Here is an 18,588-nt window from a genome sequence, read left to right on the forward strand (position 1 = left end):
GGCAATCGAACGGGACAAGCAACGGACGGAAGCGGCAAAGCGTCGTGCGGCGCAGCACGGAACCGGACCGCCCCCTAGAACGTTAGTCGGCGCCTGGCGGCCGATCTGACGGCGGGACAGCGTGATCGCGCGCGGGGCGCGCGCTCCGGCGCCATGCGACGATCATAGCGCGGCGACAGGCGGATGTGGGATCAGGCGGGAAGCGGCGGCGGGCGGGACCGCACGGCGCGGCGGGAGGGCAGCGCGCGGGCCGGCGCGGCTGCCGCGAATGGAAGATCAGCGGCCCGGTTGACGCTCGACGTCGGCCCAGCAGTTCGGCGTTTCGTACAGGCGCACACGCTCGAGCCGCAGATTCACGCCGTAATGCGCGTCGTACACGTTCGCGAGGATGTCGAACGCGATCGCCGCGAGGTTCTCGACGGTCGGGATCCGGTCGAGCACGACGGTCTTGTGGTCGGCCATCTGCTCGAGGAACGAGCGCACGACCTCGTCGCGCGCATAGACCAGGAACGCGTGATCCCACTTGTTGACGAGGTGCTCGACCGCGAGCGCCTTCACGTCGGCGAAATCCATCACCATGCCGCGATCGGGCGCCCCCTCGGTATCGACGAGATCGCCGCGCAGCGTGATTTCGAGCACGTAGCGATGGCCGTGCAGGTTCCTGCACTGGCTGCGGTGATCGGGAATGCGGTGGCCCGCGTCGAATTCGAGTTTTCGGGTAATCAGCACGATGTCAAAAGCCGTGGCTCAGGGAATGTTCAGATATTTGTGGGTCTGCATCGACAGCCGCCACTGCGGATGCCGCTTGCACCAGTCGATCGCGAGCTTCGTGTTAATGTCGCGCGACGGGCCGTCCATCGGCTGCACGAGAAAATACTCGAAATCGAGCTTCGCGTAGTCGGCAAGCCGCTGGTTGTCCTGCGGAATCACGACCTTCAGTTCGTTGCCTTTCGTGACGACGAGCGGCGCGTCGGCCTTCGGGCTCACGCAGATCCAGTCGATCGTGTCGAGCACCGGCAGCGACCCGTTGGTCTCGATCGCGATCTCGAAACCGGCCGCGTGCAGCGCGTCGACGAGCGGCTGGTCGAGCTGCAGCATCGGTTCGCCGCCCGTGCAGACGACGAAACGGTGCGCTTCGCCGTCCGGCCACTGCGCGGCGATCGTCGCCACCAGCGCTTCGGCGTCCTTGAACTTGCCGCCGTTCTCGCCGTCGGTGCCGACGAAGTCGGTATCGCAGAAGCGGCACACGGCGTCCGCACGATCCTCTTCGCGGCCCGACCACAGATTGCAGCCGGCGAACCGGCAGAACACGGCCGGCCGGCCCGCGTTCGCGCCCTCGCCCTGCAACGTGTAGAAAATTTCCTTGACCGCGTAAGTCATCGTGCTTCGTCCGGCTCGCGCCGCTCGTTGTCGATCAGAATTCGTTGTTCATCCGGCGCCGCCCGCGCATCCGCGTCACAGCGGCGCTTCGGTCACGCGCTCGCCCTTCAGGTAAGCCTCGTAGCCGCGCTTGCGCAACTTGCACGCCGGGCATTCGCCGCAGCCGAAGCCCCAGTCGTGCAGTTCCGCGCGCTCGCCCACGTAGCACGTGTGCGTCTCGACGCGGATCAGTTCGACGAGCGCCGCGCCGCCGAGCTGTTCCGCGAGCTGCCAGGTCTGCGCCTTGTCGAGCCACATCAGCGGCGTCTCGAGCACGACGCGCGTGTCCATCCCGAGGTTCAGCGCGACCTGCAGCGCCTTCATCGTGTCGTCACGGCAGTCGGGATAGCCGGAGAAGTCGGTCTCGCACATCCCGCCGACCAGCACCCGCAACCCGCGGCGATACGCAATCGCGGCCGCGATCGTCATGAACAGCAGGTTGCGGCCCGGCACGAAGGTGTTCGGCAAGCCGTTCGCCGCGGTCTCGATCTCGATCGTGCGCGTCATTGCGGTATCGCTGATTGCGCCGAGCACTGACAGGTCGATCATGTGATCGTCGCCGAGGCGATCGGCCCATGCGGGAAACTGGCGCTTGAGCGCCTCGCGCACGCCTTCGCGACATTCGAGCTCGACGCGGTGCCGTTGGCCGTAATCGAAGCCGAGCGTCTCGACCGTCTGGTAGCGTTCGAGGGCCCACGCCACGCACGTGGCCGAGTCCTGCCCGCCGGAAAACAACACGAGCGCGCCGTCTTTAGCGTCTGTCCGAATCACCGTGATACTCCGTGAATGTGTAGGCTCGCGTCGCGCTGCGCGCCGGGGCCGGCTGCCGCCGGGCGGCCCGACGCGTGCCGGCCTGCGCCGGCTCGACCAGTATAGGCAGCGTGACCGGCCGCGGACGCGGCGTCGCGCTTATACCGCCCATCGCGCGGCATCGTTGCCGCGCGTCACGGCAGCACCAGCGGGCAGCCAGCCGTGCCGCCTCAAGCAATGCGCTAAGTCATTGAGCGGGCACGGATTTTATCATGCCCCGCCGAATGCTGCCGGGCACGTCGCCACTGACGCGCGATACCCACCACAAACGAAAAACCCCAAGAACCTTCCGATTCTTGGGGTTTTAAATGCTGGTGGCCTGGGACGGAATCGAACCATCGACACGCGGATTTTCAATCCGCTGCTCTACCAACTGAGCTACCGGGCCAACGAAGAAGGAAATTATATCGAGCCCTCAGTCCTTGTGCAAGTGTTTTCGCGAAATATTTTTAAGCGGCGCCTTCCGACGGCTTCTTGCCGAGCTCGACGCCCAGTTGCTTGAGCTTGCGATACAGGTGCGTGCGTTCCAGGCCAGTCTTTTCCGCGACGCGGGTCATGCTGCCGTTCTCGCGCGCGAGGTGATATTCGAAGTACGCGCGCTCGAACGCGTCGCGTGCTTCGCGCAACGGGATGTCGAACGGAATCGCGGCCGTCTGGCCTGCAAGGCCGAGCGCCGCGGCCATGTCGTCGCCGAGCGTCGGCAACGCCGCCGCGGACGCAACCGCCACCGGTCCGGACACCTGGCCGCCGCCGGCCTTCGCCGCCGCGTTGACCGACACCGGCGCCGCGCCGCGCGCGAGGCCGTGCTCGACCGACTTCAACAGCTTCTGCAGCGCGATCGGCTTCTCGAGGAAATCGAGGGCGCCGATCTTCGTCGCTTCGACCGCCGTGTCGATCGTTGCGTGCCCGGACATCATGATCACGGGCATCGTCAACAGCCCCTGCGCCGCCCATTCCTTGAGCAGCGTGACGCCGTCGGTATCGGGCATCCAGATATCGAGCAGCACGAGATCGGGCGCCTGATTCAGCCGGTATTCCCGCGCGGCCTGCGCGTTCTCCGCCGCCTCCACGACATGTCCTTCATCGCTGAGGATCTCCGAGAGCAATTCCCGGATGCCCATTTCATCATCTACCACCAGGATGGTTGCCATTTACGCTGCCTTTGTCTGCACACTTGCTTTTGTCTTGGCGGGCGCCGCCCCGCCCTGCGCGCCATGATCGGCGCCTGGCGTATCGCTCGCCATCTGCAGGAACAGGATCGACACCTGCGCACCCTCGACGGTCTCGCCGTGCATGCGATTGCGCAGATCGATCCGCGCGCCGTGCTCGTCGACGATTTTCTTGACCGTGGCCAACCCGAGCCCCGTGCCCTTCGCCTTCGTCGTCACATAAGGCTCGAACGCACGGGTCAGGATGCGTGCCGGAAAACCGGGCCCGTTGTCGGACACGGTAAGACGTACCGCGACGCGCGTTTTACCCTCGGCGTCGGGATCGCCATATTCTACTGTCTTGGTTTCGATCAACACACGCGGATGCGCGACGTCCGCGACCGAGTCCTGCGCGTTCTGCAGCAGGTTGTGTATCACCTGGCGCAGCTGCGTCGCATCCCCGCGAATCACCGGTAGCGACGGCGCGAGCTCGGCGACGATCGCGCTCTTGCCTTCGCCGACACCATACAGCCCGAGCACCTCGCTCGCCAGTTCGTTCAGCTGCAGGTTCGCGAGCACCGCCGGCGGCGTGCGCGCGTATTCGCGGAAGTCGTCGACCATCCGCTTCATCGCGGCCACCTGGTTCACGATCATCGTCGCGCCGCGCTTGAGCACATCGGCATCGTGCGGCTCGAGCTTGTCCGACAGCTTCATCTGCAGCCGCTCGGCCGACAGCTGGATCGGCGTCAGCGGATTCTTGATCTCGTGCGCGAGCCGCCGCGCGACCTCGCCCCACGCAACCGAACGCTGCGCGGAAATCACGTCGGAGATGTCGTCGAACACGACCACGTAGCCGGACGTTTGCGGATCGTCGGCCTCGCCTTCCACCGTCGATACGAGGCGCGTGCCGCGCACGAGCAGCGTCAGCGGATCGCTTTCGCCTGGCACTTCGATCGCGAACTGCTGCTGCCAGTGGCCGCGATCGCCGCTGCCGCCGTCGGACGCCGCTTCGCGATCGGCGAACGCCTTGCGCACCATCGCGCCGAACTCGGCGACGACGCCGATCCGGTCGAGCGCCGTGCCGATCATCGAACCGAACGGCTGCCGGAAGATGCGTTCGGCGCCGCGGTTGGCCGTGGTCAGCCGGAACTGGCGGTCGAGTACGAACACGCCGGCAGTCAGATTCGCGAGGATGCTCTCGAGATACGTCTTCGAGTGTTCGAGCGCGATCCGGTTCTTCTCGACCGCGAGCCGCGCCTCGGACAGCTGGCGCGTCATCGCGTTGAACGACTGCGTGAGGAAGCCGAGCTCGTCGCGCGACTTGATCTCGCGCTTCGGCGTGTAGTCGCCTTCCGTGATCTCCTTCGTGCCCTGCGCGAGCAGAAACAGCGGCCGTGCAAGCTGCTGGCCGAGCGCGAGCGCGAGCATCATCGCGATGAACGTCGCGAGGAACAGCGCGAGCGTCAGCGTGCCGATGTACATCTTGCGCAGGCCCGTGCGGCCGAGCGATTTTTCCTGATACTCGCGATACGCGCGCTGCACGGCATCCGCGTTGTGCGCGAGCGTCGGCGGCACCGGCTGCGTGAGCTGCAGGAACCGCTCGGCCGGCTGCAGCAGCGATGTCGTCGCGTCCGGAATCGGCCGCACGACGCGCAGCCGCAGCGCGCCCTTCGCGCCGTGCGCGCGCGGATCGCCGTCGACTTCGCCCTCGATCGCCGCGTATGCGCCGTGTTCGCGCGCCTGACTCAGCATCAGCGGCGTCGGCAGGTCGTCCGGAATCAGCGCGGCGAAATTGCCCGACGCCTGCGCAACGATGTGCAGATCCGGCGCGGCGCCCGAGCCGCCGCGGCTCGGCTCGACGATCGTCGCGTCCTGCACGCCGAACTGGTCGCGCAGGCGCAGCAGCGTGAGCGTCGTACCGTTCGTGTTCGCATCGACGCTCGCGAGCTGGTCGGACATCAGCCGCGCCTTCGTCTGCAGGTCGGACAGCGACGCGTCGAGCATCCCGCGGCCGAGATTCAGGCCGGCCGTCAGCGCGGTCTCGACGTTCACGTCGAACCACGACTCGATACTGCGCGACACGAACTGGTACGACACGATATAGATGATCCCGCCCGGCACCACGCCGACGAGCGCGAAGAACACCGCGAGCTTCGCGAGCAGCCGCGTGCCGAACTTGCCCTTCCTCAGCCGCACGACGATCATCCCGATCAGCCCGAGCACCACCAGCAGGAACACGAGCGCGACGATGATGTTCATCGCGTACAGCCACGAGTAGTAGCGGTCGAAAAACTCGGTGTTCGCGCTCGCGGCCGCGAGCAGCACGAGCAGCAGCAGCGCCGTGATCGCGACGGTCGACACGATCACGCGTATGAGCAGGCTCTTCCCGCTGGCCGCGCGGCGCACTTTATTTAGCACGTTCGGTCACCGTGAAGTTGAAGCGTTTCCAGTCGGACCCGAGCGTCCAGTCGCGGTTGTTGACCGCGTCGACCTGGAACGGCTTCGGCATCAGCGCCGTATCGAGCTGCATCCGCACCGACGCCGTGTAGGTTTCGCCGGCACGCACCTGGTTGCGGTCGATCACGTGCCACGACGTGATGTGCCGCACGACCGCGAGCGCATCCTTCAACGACGGGAAGCCGAGCTGCAGCCCGCCCGTCGACACGCGGTACTCGCGCGTGAGCGGCTGGAACGACAGGCGGATCGTCTGTGACACCGACACGGGCTGCTCGTCGAACCAGTACCAGCGCGCGCGGCTCAGTTCGAAGTCCGTCGTGAAGTAAAGCGGGATGCCCTTGTTGACGGCATCCTCGAGGCTCGGGTTCAGTTCGAACTCGAATCGGGCATCGAGGCTCCAGCCGCTTCCGTCAGCCTGCAGCGACGCGCGCTGCACGGCGATCGATTCGGCGCGCGCGGGCCGAACGACGGCCACGCACAGCGCCAACGCGACCAGCAGGACGGCCGCGAACCGAAGTGGAAAAAGGTGTTTGATCGTCACCGTTTCTGAAACCGCGCGTAGAAGAATCCGTCGTGATCGGTGTTCTGGTCGAGTGCGCCGGCCCCCCCGCCGTGCGCGCCGCCCGGCAGCAGTTGGCCGGGCGCGTCCAATCGTACCGCATCTTCACAGGCCGCTTCAAACCAGCGGGCCTGCAATTCGCCCTCCTCGGGGAAGATCGAACATGTCACATAGAGCAGCTCGCCGCCCGGTTTCAAGAGCGGCCACAGCGCGGTCAGGATGCGGCGCTGTTCCGCGACGAGCGCCGCGATGTCGGCTTCGCGGCGCAGCCAGCGAATGTCGGGATGGCGGCGTACGATGCCCGACGCCGAGCACGGCACGTCGGCCAGGATCCGGTCGAACGGACGGCCGTCGTGCCACGCGTGCGGCGCGCCCGCGTCGCCGACTCGCACGTCGGCGGTGAGCGACAGGCGCGAGAGATTCTCGCCGATACGCGCCGCGCGCGATGCGTCGCTTTCGAGCGCAACGACTTCCGCATCGGCGAGTTCCAGGATGTGACCGGTCTTGCCGCCAGGCGCCGCGCACGCATCGAGCACGCGCATGCCGTCGCGCGCACCGAGCCATTCGGCCGCGCATTGCGCGCCGGCGTCCTGCACCGACACGATGCCGTCGGCGAAGCCCGGAATGCGTTCGACCGGCATCGCCGATGCGAGCCGCACCGCGTGGCGGCCGATCGCCGTCGCGTCGATCCCGCTCGCGCGCAGCGTGTCGAGATACGCGTCGACACTCGCGCGGCGTGCGTTCACGCGCAGGGTCAGCGGGCCCTGGCGCTCGCCTGCAGCGAGAATCGCGCGCCATGCATCGGGCCATGCGCGCTTCACCGCATCGATCCACCACGGGCGGTAGTTCCAGCGCGCGACCGGATCGTCCTGCATCGCGGCGACGAGCGTGTCGCGCTCGCGCTGAAAACGCCGCAGCACCGCGTTGACGAGCCCCTTCGCGAACGCGTGCTCGCGCCGCGCGCCGATCACGGTCACGGCCTGGTCGACGATCGTGAATGCGGGATACGCGGCCGCGTCCTCCGGATCGAGCAGCAGCGCGAGCGCACCGGCGAGTACCGCATGCACGTGTGCAGGCGGCGCCTTGCTGACGAGTCGGCCGATCAGCCAGTCCGCACTGCCGAGCCGACGCATCGTCCGGTACGCGACGTCCTGCGTCGCGCCGCGCGCCAGCGCCTGCGCGCCGGCCGGCATCTGCGCGAACACCGCCGCCAACGCCGCCGGCAGCGCGGTGCCGCGCCGAACCGCGTCGACTGCCTGCGCGGCCGAGTCGAGCGCGAAGCCCAGCGAATCGGGCGCGAGGTGCAGCGCGGACAGACGCGCGGGGCGACCGGAGGAAGACTGAGCGGAGGAGCGGGTTCGTGTCATCGGAACAAAATCGGCAATCGGGCGCCGCGAGCGGCGGGAATCGCGCTGCCGCGTGGCCGTCGCGATTCCAAACCGCGCATTGTAGCGTGAGGCCAATACGGCCCCTTTACGAGACGCGCAAATGAAACACCCCGCAGCGCGAGGCATGCGGGGTGACGTGCGGCTGCGTGCGCAACGGGGCGCGGCTCAGTCGAACCGGCCGGTGCGTGCCATTTCCATCAGTCGCGCGATGCGCTCCTCGGTGGCAGGGTGCGTGGAGAACAGGTTCTGCAGCCCACCGCCGTGCAGCGGGTTCATGATCATCATCTGCGCGGTGGCCGGATGCGCTTCGGCCGCCTGGAACGGAATGCCAGCCGCATAGCGATGGATCTTGTCGAGCGCGGTGGCGAGCGACTGCGGATCGCCGGAGATCTGCGCGCCGCCGCGGTCGGCCTCGAACTCGCGCGCCCGCGAGATCGCCATCTGGATCAGCGCGCCGGCAATCGGCGCGAGCAGCGCGACTGCAATGCCGGCGATCGGATTGGCCGGCCGGCCGTTTTCGTCGCGGCCGCCAAAGAACATCGCGAAGTTCGCCAGCGCCGAGATCGCGCCCGCCATCGTCGCTGTGATCGTCGAGATCAGAATGTCGCGATGCTTTACGTGCGCGAGTTCGTGCGCCATCACGCCGCGCATCTCGCGTTCGGACAGCACGCGCAGGATGCCCGTCGTCGCGGCGACCGCGGCGTGCTCGGGGTTGCGGCCGGTCGCGAACGCGTTCGGCGCATCCTCGTTGATCAGGTAGACGCGCGGCATCGGCAGGTTCGCGCGCGTGGCGAGCTCGCGCACCATCCGATAGAACTGCGGCGCCGTGTTCTCGTCGACTTCCTGCGCGTTGTACATGCGCAGCACCATCTTGTCGGAGAACCAGTACGAGAAGAAATTCATGCCGAGGGCGAACAGCAGCGCGATCGTCATGCCGCGCGAGCCGCCGATCATGCCGCCGATCACGATGAACAGGGCCGTGATCGCGGCCATCAGCATCGCCGTTTTGACCCAATTGAACATACCCACTCCTTATCCGTCAGGTGACCCGCCGCACATCATGGGTGCGGCGGAAAATTGTAAGCGATTTGTTAGATAAGGTCTTGCCGGAAAAATTCAATTTCAGCGCTGCGTCGCCGCGAGCCGCAGCCCCAGGCCCACGAATGCGCTGCCGACCGTGCGGTCGAGCCACTTCTTGACGCCCGGCTTGCCGGAAAAACGTTGCGTGACGGTGCCCGCGACCCACGCGACGATACAGGACCAGATGGTGCTCATGACGACGAATACCGAACCGAGCGCCAGAAACGCCAACGCCTTGTGCGGGCTGTCGGCCGACACGAATTGCGGGAAGAACGACACGAAGAACAGCACGACCTTCGGGTTCAGCACGTTGGTCCAGAAACCCTGCATGAACAACTGGCGCAGCGGCTTCGCGACTGCGGGCTGCCCTGCCGGCGCTCCCGCCGGCGCGCCTGCCTGCTTCGAGAAGATCATCCGCACGCCGAGGTAGATCAGGTATGCGGCACCGACCAGCTTGATCACCGTGAACGCGGCAGCCGATGCGGCGAGCAGCGCGGTCAGCCCGAACGCGCATGCGAGCGCGTGCACGCAGCAGCCGGCCGAGATGCCAAGCCCGGACATCAGGCCCGCGCTGCGACCCTGCGCGACGCTGCGGCCGACGATGTATGCGGTGTCGGGACCAGGCGTGACGTTCAACAGGAAAACCGCGAGCACGAAAAAGCCGAAATGGGTGATGCCGAGCATGGGAACCTCAAAACCGGAAAGCGCAGTGAAATTCTACGCGCGCCTGTCGCAGCGCGCGACTCGGCCATCCGGCCGATTGCACGCGGATGGGATGTCGTGTCGAATGTCGCTCAGCCCGCGTCGGGCAACGCGAAGCATTGGCCCGCGGCGAGCGGTGAGCCGGCCAGGAATTCGCGCGCCGGAAGCCGCTTGCCGCCCGGCTTCTGCAACTGCGTGACGCGCAGCGCACCGCTGCCGCACGCGACGACCACACCGTCCGGCGCGGCTTCCACGATCGTGCCGGGCGCCGCGTCGCCACGCGCCGCCACAGGCTCGGCCGCCCACAGCTTGATCGCCGCGCCGTCGAGCGTCGCGACGCCGCCCGGGAACGGGTCGAACGCACGCACCTGGCGCGCGAGCACGTCGGCCGGCTTGCGCCAGTCGAGCGCCGCTTCGTGCTTGCCGATCTTTTCCGCATAGGTCACGCCGTCAGCCGGCTGCGGGGTGGCGGCCAGCGCGCCATCGCGCTCGAGCCGCACGAGCGCGTCGACGATCAGCCGCGCACCGGCGGCGGCGAGCCGATCGTGCAGCGTCGCCGTCGTGTCGTCCGGCCCGATCGCAACGCGCGCTTCGTCGATCATCGCGCCGGTGTCGAGGCCGACGTCCATCTGCATGAGCGTGACGCCCGTTTCGGCGTCACCGGCCTCGATCGCGCGGTGAATCGGCGCGGCGCCGCGCCAGCGCGGCAGCAGCGATGCGTGGATATTGATGCAGCCGGCGCGCGGAGTGTCGAGCACTTCCTGCGGGAGCAGCAAGCCGTACGCGGCTACCACCATCACGTCGTGCGGGGTCGTGCGCAGCAGCTCGATCGCGTCCGCCGCCTCTTGCGGGTACTTGCCCGCGCGCCGCAGCGACGGCGGTTGCGCGACGGGCATTCCGTGCTCGACGGCATAGCGCTTCACCGCGCTCGCCTGCAGCTTCATTCCGCGCCCGGCCGGGCGGTCGGGCTGGGTGAGTACGAGCGGCACCGGGAAGCCGGCCTCGTGGATCGCGGCGAGTGCGGCCGCGGCGAATTCCGGCGTGCCGGCAAAAATCACGCGCAACGTATGGGTCATGACAGCGTTCGGGAGGACTGGGCGAGCACGCGTCACATCGCGCGTTCGAGTTTCTTCATCTTCGTCTTGATGCGCGTCTGCTTCAGCGGCGACAGGTATTCGACGAACACGCGCCCCATCAGGTGATCCATCTCGTGCTGCACGCACACCGCGAGCAAACCTTCGCAGTCGAGCTCGAAGGTTTCGCCGTGCTCGTTGAGTGCGCGCACGCGCACGTGATCCGGGCGCTCGACTTCGTCGTAGATTCCCGGCACCGACAGGCAGCCTTCCTCGTAGACCTGCTTCGCGTCGCTCGACCAGATGATCTCCGGGTTGATGAACGCGCGCAGCTCGTTCTTCTCTTCGGACACGTCGATCACGATCACGCGCTCGTGCACGTCGACCTGCGTTGCCGCGAGGCCGATGCCCGGCGCCGCGTACATGGTTTCGGCCATATCGGCGACGAGCTTGCGGATCCGGTCGTCGACCTTGTCGACGGGCTTGGCGACCTTGTGCAGCCGCTTGTCGGGGTAATGAAGAATGTTCAGCAAAGCCATGGTGTTCGGTAATCGGTGGAGCGGCGTGCCGCATCGGCCATCCGGCCGGCTGGCGCCACTGCCGGGATGCAATGAAGATGAGGCGGACGCGCGGCATATCAATGCCGCAGGTCATGCCTCATGCAATTGGCCGAACGCCCGTGCGCGCGGCCCTGTCGAGTATTTCGGATGATGAAAATTTTATCATGGCGCCACGCGCTGCGCTGGCGGTCGCATTGGAGGGCAGCCTCATGTCGCCGCAAGCGCTGACGCCCGCCGCGCTGCGCGCGTGGCTACAGCTCGCGCATGCAACGGGCCTCTCGCCCGCGGTGTTGCGGGCACTGCTCGATGCTTTCGGCTCGCCGGCGGCGCTGCTGCGCGCGCCGGATGACGCAATCGCGGCGGTGACCAGCGTGGCGGCCGCACGGGCGGTGCGCGCCAGCGAGCGCGACGACCTCGACGAGAGCACCGACGCCGCGCTCGCGTGGCTCGAACTGCCGGGCAATGCGATCGTCACGCTCGGCGATCCCGCATACCCGCCGCGGCTGCGCGATCTGCACGATCCGCCGCCGCTGCTATATGTAAAAGGCAGGGTCGAGCTGCTGCATGCGCGCGGCATGGCGGTGGTCGGCAGCCGGCATGCGACGCCGCAGGGGCTCGCCGACGCGACGCACTTCGCGCGTGCACTGTCCGATGCCGGGTTGGCGATCGTCTCCGGCCTCGCGCTTGGCATCGACGCCGCCGCGCACCGTGGCGGGCTTGACGGCCGCGCCGGCACGATCGCGGTCATCGCAACCGGCACCGATCTCGTCTATCCGGCAAGGCACCGGTCGCTGGCGCATGAGATCGCCGCCCGCGGCGCGATTGTGTCGGAATGGCCGCTCGGCACGCCGGCGCGCGCATCGCATTTTCCGCAGCGCAACCGGCTGATCGCCGCGCTGGCGCTCGGTGCGCTGGTCGTCGAAGCTGCGCCTCGCTCCGGCTCGCTGATCACCGCACGGCTCGCGAACGAGCTCGGCCGCGACGTATTCGCGATGCCCGGTTCGATCCACGCGCCGCTCGCGCAGGGTTGCCACGCGCTGATTCGCGACGGCGCGAAGCTCACCGTGACACCGTTCGACGTGCTGGAGGAATACGGGCTGCGCGACCCGGCGGAGGTTCCGACCGGCGCTGCGGCGACGCCGCGTTCGCGCCCCGATAGCGACGATGCTGCGGGCTGCGCCTGCCGACAGTCGGGGGAGTCCGGCGCGACCGCGAGTGACGCGGCACCGTCCGGCGCAGCCACGGAGGCCGCGGTGCCCGGCGCAACCGGCGCGATCGCTGCCGCTCCGGCCGATGATCCGGCCGAGCAAGCCGTGCTCGCTGCGTTGGGATACGGCCCCGTCACATACGAATGGCTGGCCGAGCACAGCGGCCTGTCCGACGAGCCGCTGCACCGTGCGCTGCTTGCGCTCGAACTGGCCGGCCGCGTCGCGAGCGTGCCCGGCGGCCGTTTCGCGCGGCTTGACGCGGCCCCCACCCCGGCCCCGGCCGGCGTGCTACATTCCCCCGCATAGGAGCGGCTGTGCCGCCGAAGATATCCAAGGAATTCCATGCCCGCGCTGAATCTCGACACCGACGCCGATCGGATCGCCGAGCGCCTCGCCGATCCCGACACGCTGCTGGTCGCCTGCCTGTGCGCCGACTGGTGCGGCACCTGCCGCGACTACCGTGCGGCCTTCGACCAACTCGCCGACGCGCATCCCGATGCATGCTTTGCGTGGATCGACATCGAGACCCATGCCGACCGGCTCGACGACCTCGACGTCGAGAATTTCCCGACGATTCTGATCGAGGACGCGAACACCGCGCGCTTCTTCGGCACAGTGCTGCCGCACGCGGCGATCGTCGAGCGGATGCTGGCCGACCTAAGCGCGGTGCCCGGTGCACCGCACGCACCGAAATTGCGCAACATCCTGAACGTCGAGGCTTGAACGGCGCGGATGTCCGGCCGGGGTCGGATGGAATCGAGAGGCCGCCGCAGCAGCCGCGCTTGCCGCCGTTGCAGCCCCCCTCTATGATGAGCCGCTTTTTACACGCCGAGCCGTCGCCGCCGCCGCGTGTGCTATAAAGCCGTCGTAAAAGGGACCCACGCCGGCGAACCCGGTCTACCAACACACATCTGTCATGTCCAAAGCACTGATCATTGCGGAAAAGCCTTCTGTCGCGAACGACATCGCGCGCGCTTTGGGCGGCTTTACCAAGCATGACGAATACTTCGAGAGCGACGAATTCGTCCTGTCGTCCGCGGTCGGCCACCTGCTCGAAATCGCCGCCCCGGAAGAGTACGAGGTCAAGCGCGGGAAGTGGAGCTTCGCTCATCTGCCCGTCATCCCCCCGCATTTCGACCTGAACCCGATCGCAAAAAGCGAGTCGCGCCTGAAGGTGCTCACCAAGCTGATGAAGCGCAAGGACGTCGATCGCCTGATCAACGCATGTGACGCGGGGCGCGAGGGCGAGCTGATTTTCCGCCTGATCGTGCAGCACGCGAAGGCGAAGCAGCCCGTCCAGCGCCTGTGGCTGCAATCGATGACGCCGCAGGCAATCCGCGACGGTTTCGCGCATCTGCGCAGCGACGCGGACATGCAGCCGCTCGCCGACGCAGCGCGCTGCCGCTCCGAGGCCGACTGGCTCGTCGGCATCAACGGCACGCGTGCGATGACGGCGTTCAACAGCAAGGGCGGCGGCTTCTTCCTCACGACCGTCGGCCGGGTGCAGACGCCAACGCTGTCGATCGTCGTCGAACGTGAAGAAAAAATTCGCCGTTTCGTCCCGCGCGACTATTGGGAAGTGAAGGCGGAGTTCGCGTGCGCCGGCGGCTTCTACGAAGGCAAGTGGTTCGACCCGAAATTCAAGCGCGACGAATTCGACCCGGAAAAGCGCGATTCGCGGCTCTGGAGCTTGCCGGCCGCGGAAACGATCGTTGCCGCCTGCCGCGACCAGATCGGCACGGTGTCCGAGGAATCGAAGCCGTCGACCCAACTGTCGCCGCTGCTGTTCGACCTGACAAGCTTGCAGCGCGAGGCGAACAGCCGTTTCGGCTTCTCCGCGAAGAACACGCTCGGTCTCGCACAGGCGCTGTATGAAAAGCACAAGGTACTGACCTACCCGCGTACCGATGCGCGCGCGCTGCCCGAAGACTACCTGTCGACGGTGCAGTCGACGCTCGAGATGCTCAAGGAGAGCCACAATTACCTGCCGCATGCGAAGCAGGTGCTCGACAAAGGCTGGGTGAAGCCGAACAAGCGGATCTTCGACAATTCGAAGATCAGCGATCACTTTGCAATCATCCCGACGCTGCAGGCGCCGAAGTCGCTCTCCGAGCCGGAGCAAAAGCTGTACGACATGGTCGTCAAGCGCTTCCTCGCGGTGTTCTTTCCGGCCGCCGAATTCCGCGTCACGACCCGCATCACCGAGGTTGCCGGCCATCACTTCAAGACGGAAGGCAAGGTCCTGGTCGAGCCGGGCTGGCTGCAGGTGTACGGCCGCGACGCCGAGGGCGCCGACGCGAACCTGGTACCGGTGCAGAAGGACGAGAAGGTGAAGACGGACGAGATCGCGGCCGTCGCGCTCGTGACGAAGCCGCCCGCACGCTACTCGGAAGCGACGCTGCTGTCCGCGATGGAAGGCGCGGGCAAGCTCGTCGAGGACGACGAGCTGCGCGAGGCGATGGCCGCGAAGGGCCTCGGCACGCCGGCGACGCGCGCAGCGATCATCGAAGGCCTGCTCGGCGAGAAGTATCTCGTGCGCGAAGGCCGCGAGCTGATTCCGACCGCGAAGGCGTTCCAGCTGATGACGCTGCTGCGCGGGCTCGGCGTGAAGGAACTGACCGCGCCCGAGCTCACCGGCGAATGGGAATACAAGCTGTCGCAGATGGAGCGCGGCAACCTCGGCCGCGATGCATTCATGCAGGAAATCGCCCGCATGACGCAGCAGATCGTCAAGCGCGCGAAGGAATACGACTCCGACACGATTCCCGGCGATTACGCGACGCTCGAGACGCCGTGCCCGAACTGCGGCGGCCAGGTGAAGGAAAACTATCGCCGCTTCGCGTGCACGAAATGCGATTTCTCGATCTCGAAGATTCCGGGCAGCCGGCAGTTCGAAATCGCGGAAGTCGAGGAACTGCTGCGGGAGAAGACGATCGGGCCGCTGTCCGGTTTCCGCAGCAAGATGGGGCGGCCGTTCTCGGCGATCCTGAAGCTGTCGTTCGACGATGAAACGAAGAACTACAAGCTCGAGTTCGACTTCGGCCAGGATCAGGGCGGCGACGAAGGCGAAGCGCCCGACTTCTCCGCGCAAGAGCCGGTCGGCGCGTGCCCGAAGTGCAAGGGCCGCGTGTTCGAACACGGCATGAGCTACGTGTGCGAGCACTCGGTCGCGAATCCGAAAACCTGCGACTTCCGTTCGGGCAAGGTGATCCTGCAGCAGGAAATCACGCGCGAACAGATGGCGAAGCTGCTGGCGGACGGCCGCACCGATCTGCTGCCGAACTTCAAGTCGTCACGCACCGGCCGCAACTTCAAGGCGTTCCTCGTGAAGCAGCCGGACGGCAAGATCGGTTTCGAGTTCGAGAAGAAGGAACCGAAGGCCGCCGCGGCGAAGAAGACGGCAAAATCGGCGACGAAGGACGCCGAAACCGTGACGGAAGGTGCCGAAGAGAAACCGGCACCGGCGCGCAAGACCGCCGCCCGCAAGACGACGGCACGCAAGACGGGCTCGTGACGACGTAGCAGCCAAGGCGCCCCGGCGCGTCGCATGCCGGTCGCGCTGGCGACAAAAAAACGCGGATCGATTGCTCGATCCGCGTTTTTTTATTGGCGCCGACGCAGCGCCAGTGTGCGCTAACCGCGCGTGCTGTTACAGCGGCGACGGCGCCGCCACCCGCGCGCGTGGTGCACGTGCGAGACGCGGTTGCAGGTTCGGGCCTGTCGATTCGACCGGATCCGCACGCATTTCGACGCCCACCGGCGCCGGCCCCGCACCCTGCGCGGCCCACTGCTCGCCCATCGTCGCGTCCGTCGAATGGCTGAAGTGTTCGACGAGATGGTCGATGAACGTGCGCACCTTCGCGGGCAGATGGCGCCGGCTCGGGTATGCGATGTTGATTTCGACCTGCGGCAGCCGGAAATCCGGGAGCAGCCGCACCAGCGCACCGCGCGCGATGTCGCTGCCGATCAGGTAGCTCGGCAGAATCGCGACGCCCATCCCGAGCAGCGCGAACTGGCGCAGCATCGCGGTGTTGTTCGCGACGATCACGTTGGTCGGGCGCACGCGAACTTCGCCGTCCGGGCCCGTGAACACGCGCTCGTCGCCCCAGTATTCGGTCGGCAGGCTCAGGGCCGGGTGCTCGGCGAGCTGTTCCGGGTGGGTCGGCACACCATGCTTTTCGAGGTAGCTCGGGGTCGCGCACACGGTCATGCAGCCGGTGGTCAGCCGTCGCGTGACGATGCTCGCGCTGCGCATCTGGCGCGTGACGACGATCCCGACGTCGAAACCTTCCTCGACGAGATCGACCTGGCGGTCGACCAGCGTCAGGTCTGGCACCACTTTCGGGAAATTCTCCGTGTACGACTGCAGGACGGGAGCAAGGTTATGCAGGCCGAACACGACCGGCGCGACGATGCGCAACGTGCCGACCGGCTCGTGATTGCGCGCGACGACCATCTGCTCGACATCCTCGAGCTCATCGAGAATCTGGCGCGCCCGCTCCAGATAGACCTGGCCCGACTCCGTCAGCGAAAGGCTGCGCGTGGTGCGGTTCAGCAACCGCGTGCCCAGCCGGCCTTCCAGATCGGCGACATGACGCGTCGCGACCGCGTTGGAAATATCCATTGCACTCGCGGCCCGCGCGAAACTGCCGAGATCCGCAACCTTGACGAACACGCGCATCGACTGCAAATGATCCATAAACGACTCCTGCCGCTGTTACAACTTCAAAAAGTTGAAGCAAATGCGTAATTCTCCTACGACAGCGGAAATGATGCAGAGTTGCTCAACAACACGGTCGTTCGCGATAAAAATAGTCAAAAATCCTCACCGATCGCGAACGGATGATCCAATTATTCTGATTGGAGCAACAATTGGGTGAACCTCAGCCTCGAAGCGGCCGAATCAGAAAGGACATGTTTGATGCGACACAGCAGCGCACCCCCGCGCGCGGTACGGGGGCGCCGCGGCGTCAGGCCTGCGCCGATTGCGGCGGAGCGTAACAACCTGTTAAAAAGGTCCCACGAAGGCCGCGGAAGTAGCATCATGTCGGCCCCGGCCCGGCGGCACGGGCGCGCAATGTGCGCCGCCGCCGGTGCCGCTTTCAACGCGCGACTCCCGCTGACCATGAAAATTGCCATTCTCGACGACTACCAGGACGCCGTCCGCAAGCTGAACTGCTTCGAGATGCTCGCCGAGCACGACGTGAAGGTCTTCAACAACACGGTGCGCGGCCTGGGGCAACTCGCGAGCCGTCTGGCGGAAGTCGAGGCGCTCGTGCTGATCCGCGAGCGCACGCCGATTTCGTCGCAACTGCTCGCGAAGCTGCCGAACCTGCGCATGATCAGCCAGACCGGCCGCATCTCGAGCCACATCGACCTCGAGGCCTGTACCGACCGCGGCATCGCGGTACTCGAAGGTACGGGTTCGCCGGTCGCGCCGGCCGAATTGACGTGGGCGCTCGTAATGGCAGCGCAGCGCCGGATTCCGCAATACGTCGCGAACCTGAAGCAGGGTGCGTGGCAGCAGTCGGGCCTGAAGACCTCGGCGCTGCCGCCGAACTTCGGTCTCGGCCAGGTGCTGCGCGGCCAGACGCTAGGCATCTGGGGCTACGGCAAGATCGGGCGGCTGGTTGCCGGCTACGGCAAGGCATTCGGGATGAACGTGATGATCTGGGGCCGCGAGCATTCGCTCGAGGCCGCACGCGCCGACGGCTACATGGCCGCCGAGAGCCGCGACGCGCTGTTCGAGCAGAGCGACGTGCTGTCGCTGCACCTGCGCCTGCACGACGACACGCGCGGAATCGTCAAGCAGGAAGACCTGATGCGGATGAAGCCGACGTCGCTGCTCGTCAACACGAGCCGCGCGGAGCTGCTCGAGGAGAACGCGCTCGTCAACGCGCTGTCGCACAACCGTCCTGGGATGGTCGCGATCGACGTGTTCGAAAGCGAGCCGATCCTGCAGGGCTACAGCCTGCTGCGGATGGAAAACGTGATTTGCACGCCGCACATCGGCTACGTCGAGCGCGAGAGCTACGAGCTCTATTTCAGCGCGGCATTCAAGAACATCCTCGCGTTCGACCAGGGGGACCTGTCGAGCGTCGTCAATCCGGAAGCGCTGACGCCGCGTCGTGTGCGCTGATCGCTGACCGCTGACCGCTGACAGGGCGGCCGCGCTCGCTGCGCG

At 66.6% G+C, this 18,588-nt stretch carries 16 protein-coding genes and 1 tRNA gene; 4 read left to right on the forward strand and 13 right to left on the reverse strand.

From position 1 onward, the window contains the following. Positions 1-276 precede the first annotated feature (276 nt). The 12 genes from queD to def form a co-directional block, all read right to left on the reverse strand. Positions 277-729, reverse strand: a complete 453-nt coding sequence (queD, locus tag KDW55_RS08645; RefSeq protein ID WP_040142535.1) for a 6-carboxytetrahydropterin synthase QueD — start codon at positions 727-729, stop codon at positions 277-279. Between the two features lie 18 nt (positions 730-747). Then, positions 748-1,380 carry a 7-carboxy-7-deazaguanine synthase gene (gene queE / locus KDW55_RS08650; RefSeq protein ID WP_040142536.1) on the reverse strand — a complete coding sequence of 211 codons (633 nt, stop codon included), beginning with the start codon at positions 1,378-1,380 and terminating at the stop codon, positions 748-750. Between the two features lie 75 nt (positions 1,381-1,455). Further along, positions 1,456-2,190 (reverse strand): 7-cyano-7-deazaguanine synthase QueC, encoded by a 735-nt coding sequence (gene queC, locus KDW55_RS08655; RefSeq protein ID WP_040142538.1) that lies wholly within the window; start codon positions 2,188-2,190, stop codon positions 1,456-1,458. Positions 2,191-2,541: 351 nt separating this feature from the next. Beyond that, positions 2,542-2,617 (reverse strand) — tRNA-Phe (locus KDW55_RS08660). 61 nt (positions 2,618-2,678) lie between these two features. Next, entirely contained in the window at positions 2,679-3,380 is a 702-nt protein-coding gene (gene esaR, locus KDW55_RS08665) for a response regulator transcription factor EsaR (protein WP_040142540.1), read from the reverse strand. Then, complete coding sequence (gene esaS, locus KDW55_RS08670) at positions 3,381-5,795, reverse strand: sensor histidine kinase EsaS (RefSeq protein WP_040142543.1); 2,415 nt, start codon at positions 5,793-5,795, stop codon at positions 3,381-3,383. It abuts the gene before it with no gap. Next, positions 5,785-6,375 carry a DUF4390 domain-containing protein gene (locus tag KDW55_RS08675; protein WP_040142545.1) on the reverse strand — a complete coding sequence of 197 codons (591 nt, stop codon included), beginning with the start codon at positions 6,373-6,375 and terminating at the stop codon, positions 5,785-5,787. Before KDW55_RS08675 ends, esaS begins: the two co-directional genes overlap by 11 nt. After that, entirely contained in the window at positions 6,372-7,760 is a 1,389-nt protein-coding gene (gene rsmB / locus KDW55_RS08680; RefSeq protein WP_212161797.1) for a 16S rRNA (cytosine(967)-C(5))-methyltransferase RsmB, read from the reverse strand. Before rsmB ends, KDW55_RS08675 begins: the two co-directional genes overlap by 4 nt. 186 nt (positions 7,761-7,946) lie before the next feature. Continuing rightward, positions 7,947-8,804, reverse strand: a complete 858-nt coding sequence (gene htpX, locus KDW55_RS08685; protein WP_006485774.1) for a zinc metalloprotease HtpX — start codon at positions 8,802-8,804, stop codon at positions 7,947-7,949. A 99-nt stretch (positions 8,805-8,903) separates the two neighbouring features. Further along, positions 8,904-9,545, reverse strand: a complete 642-nt coding sequence (locus KDW55_RS08690; protein ID WP_040142550.1) for a LysE family translocator — start codon at positions 9,543-9,545, stop codon at positions 8,904-8,906. Positions 9,546-9,655: 110 nt separating this feature from the next. Then, positions 9,656-10,639, reverse strand: a complete 984-nt coding sequence (fmt, locus tag KDW55_RS08695) for a methionyl-tRNA formyltransferase (RefSeq protein ID WP_069241890.1) — start codon at positions 10,637-10,639, stop codon at positions 9,656-9,658. A gap of 32 nt (positions 10,640-10,671) precedes the next feature. After that, positions 10,672-11,175 (reverse strand): peptide deformylase, encoded by a 504-nt coding sequence (def, locus tag KDW55_RS08700; protein ID WP_040142555.1) that lies wholly within the window; start codon positions 11,173-11,175, stop codon positions 10,672-10,674. Positions 11,176-11,360: 185 nt separating this feature from the next. On the opposite strand from def, the gene dprA reads away from it, so the two are divergent. The 3 genes from dprA (at position 11,361) to KDW55_RS08715 (ending at position 15,918) form a co-directional block, all read left to right on the forward strand. After that, the gene (gene dprA, locus KDW55_RS08705; protein ID WP_040142557.1) at positions 11,361-12,710 is read left to right on the forward strand and encodes a DNA-processing protein DprA; all 1,350 of its coding nucleotides are present in this window, start codon (positions 11,361-11,363) and stop codon (positions 12,708-12,710) included. A 36-nt stretch (positions 12,711-12,746) separates the two neighbouring features. After that, the gene (locus tag KDW55_RS08710; RefSeq protein ID WP_040142559.1) at positions 12,747-13,127 is read left to right on the forward strand and encodes a thioredoxin family protein; all 381 of its coding nucleotides are present in this window, start codon (positions 12,747-12,749) and stop codon (positions 13,125-13,127) included. Positions 13,128-13,320: 193 nt separating this feature from the next. Then, entirely contained in the window at positions 13,321-15,918 is a 2,598-nt protein-coding gene (locus KDW55_RS08715; RefSeq protein WP_212161798.1) for a DNA topoisomerase III, read from the forward strand. Between the two features lie 135 nt (positions 15,919-16,053). Here the strand turns inward: KDW55_RS08715 and KDW55_RS08720 are convergent, their stop codons facing one another. Beyond that, positions 16,054-17,103: a LysR family transcriptional regulator gene (locus tag KDW55_RS08720; RefSeq protein ID WP_040142562.1), complete on the reverse strand. Its 1,050-nt coding sequence runs from the start codon at positions 17,101-17,103 to the stop codon at positions 16,054-16,056. Positions 17,104-17,529: 426 nt separating this feature from the next. On the opposite strand from KDW55_RS08720, the gene KDW55_RS08725 reads away from it, so the two are divergent. Beyond that, on the forward strand, positions 17,530-18,543 hold the full coding sequence (locus KDW55_RS08725; RefSeq protein WP_212161799.1) for a D-2-hydroxyacid dehydrogenase family protein: 1,014 nt from the start codon (positions 17,530-17,532) through the stop codon (positions 18,541-18,543). Positions 18,544-18,588 lie beyond the last annotated feature (45 nt).

The sequence above is a fragment of the Burkholderia sp. AU19243 genome (assembly GCF_018148075.1).
GTDB classification, from domain to species: domain Bacteria; phylum Pseudomonadota; class Gammaproteobacteria; order Burkholderiales; family Burkholderiaceae; genus Burkholderia; species Burkholderia latens_A.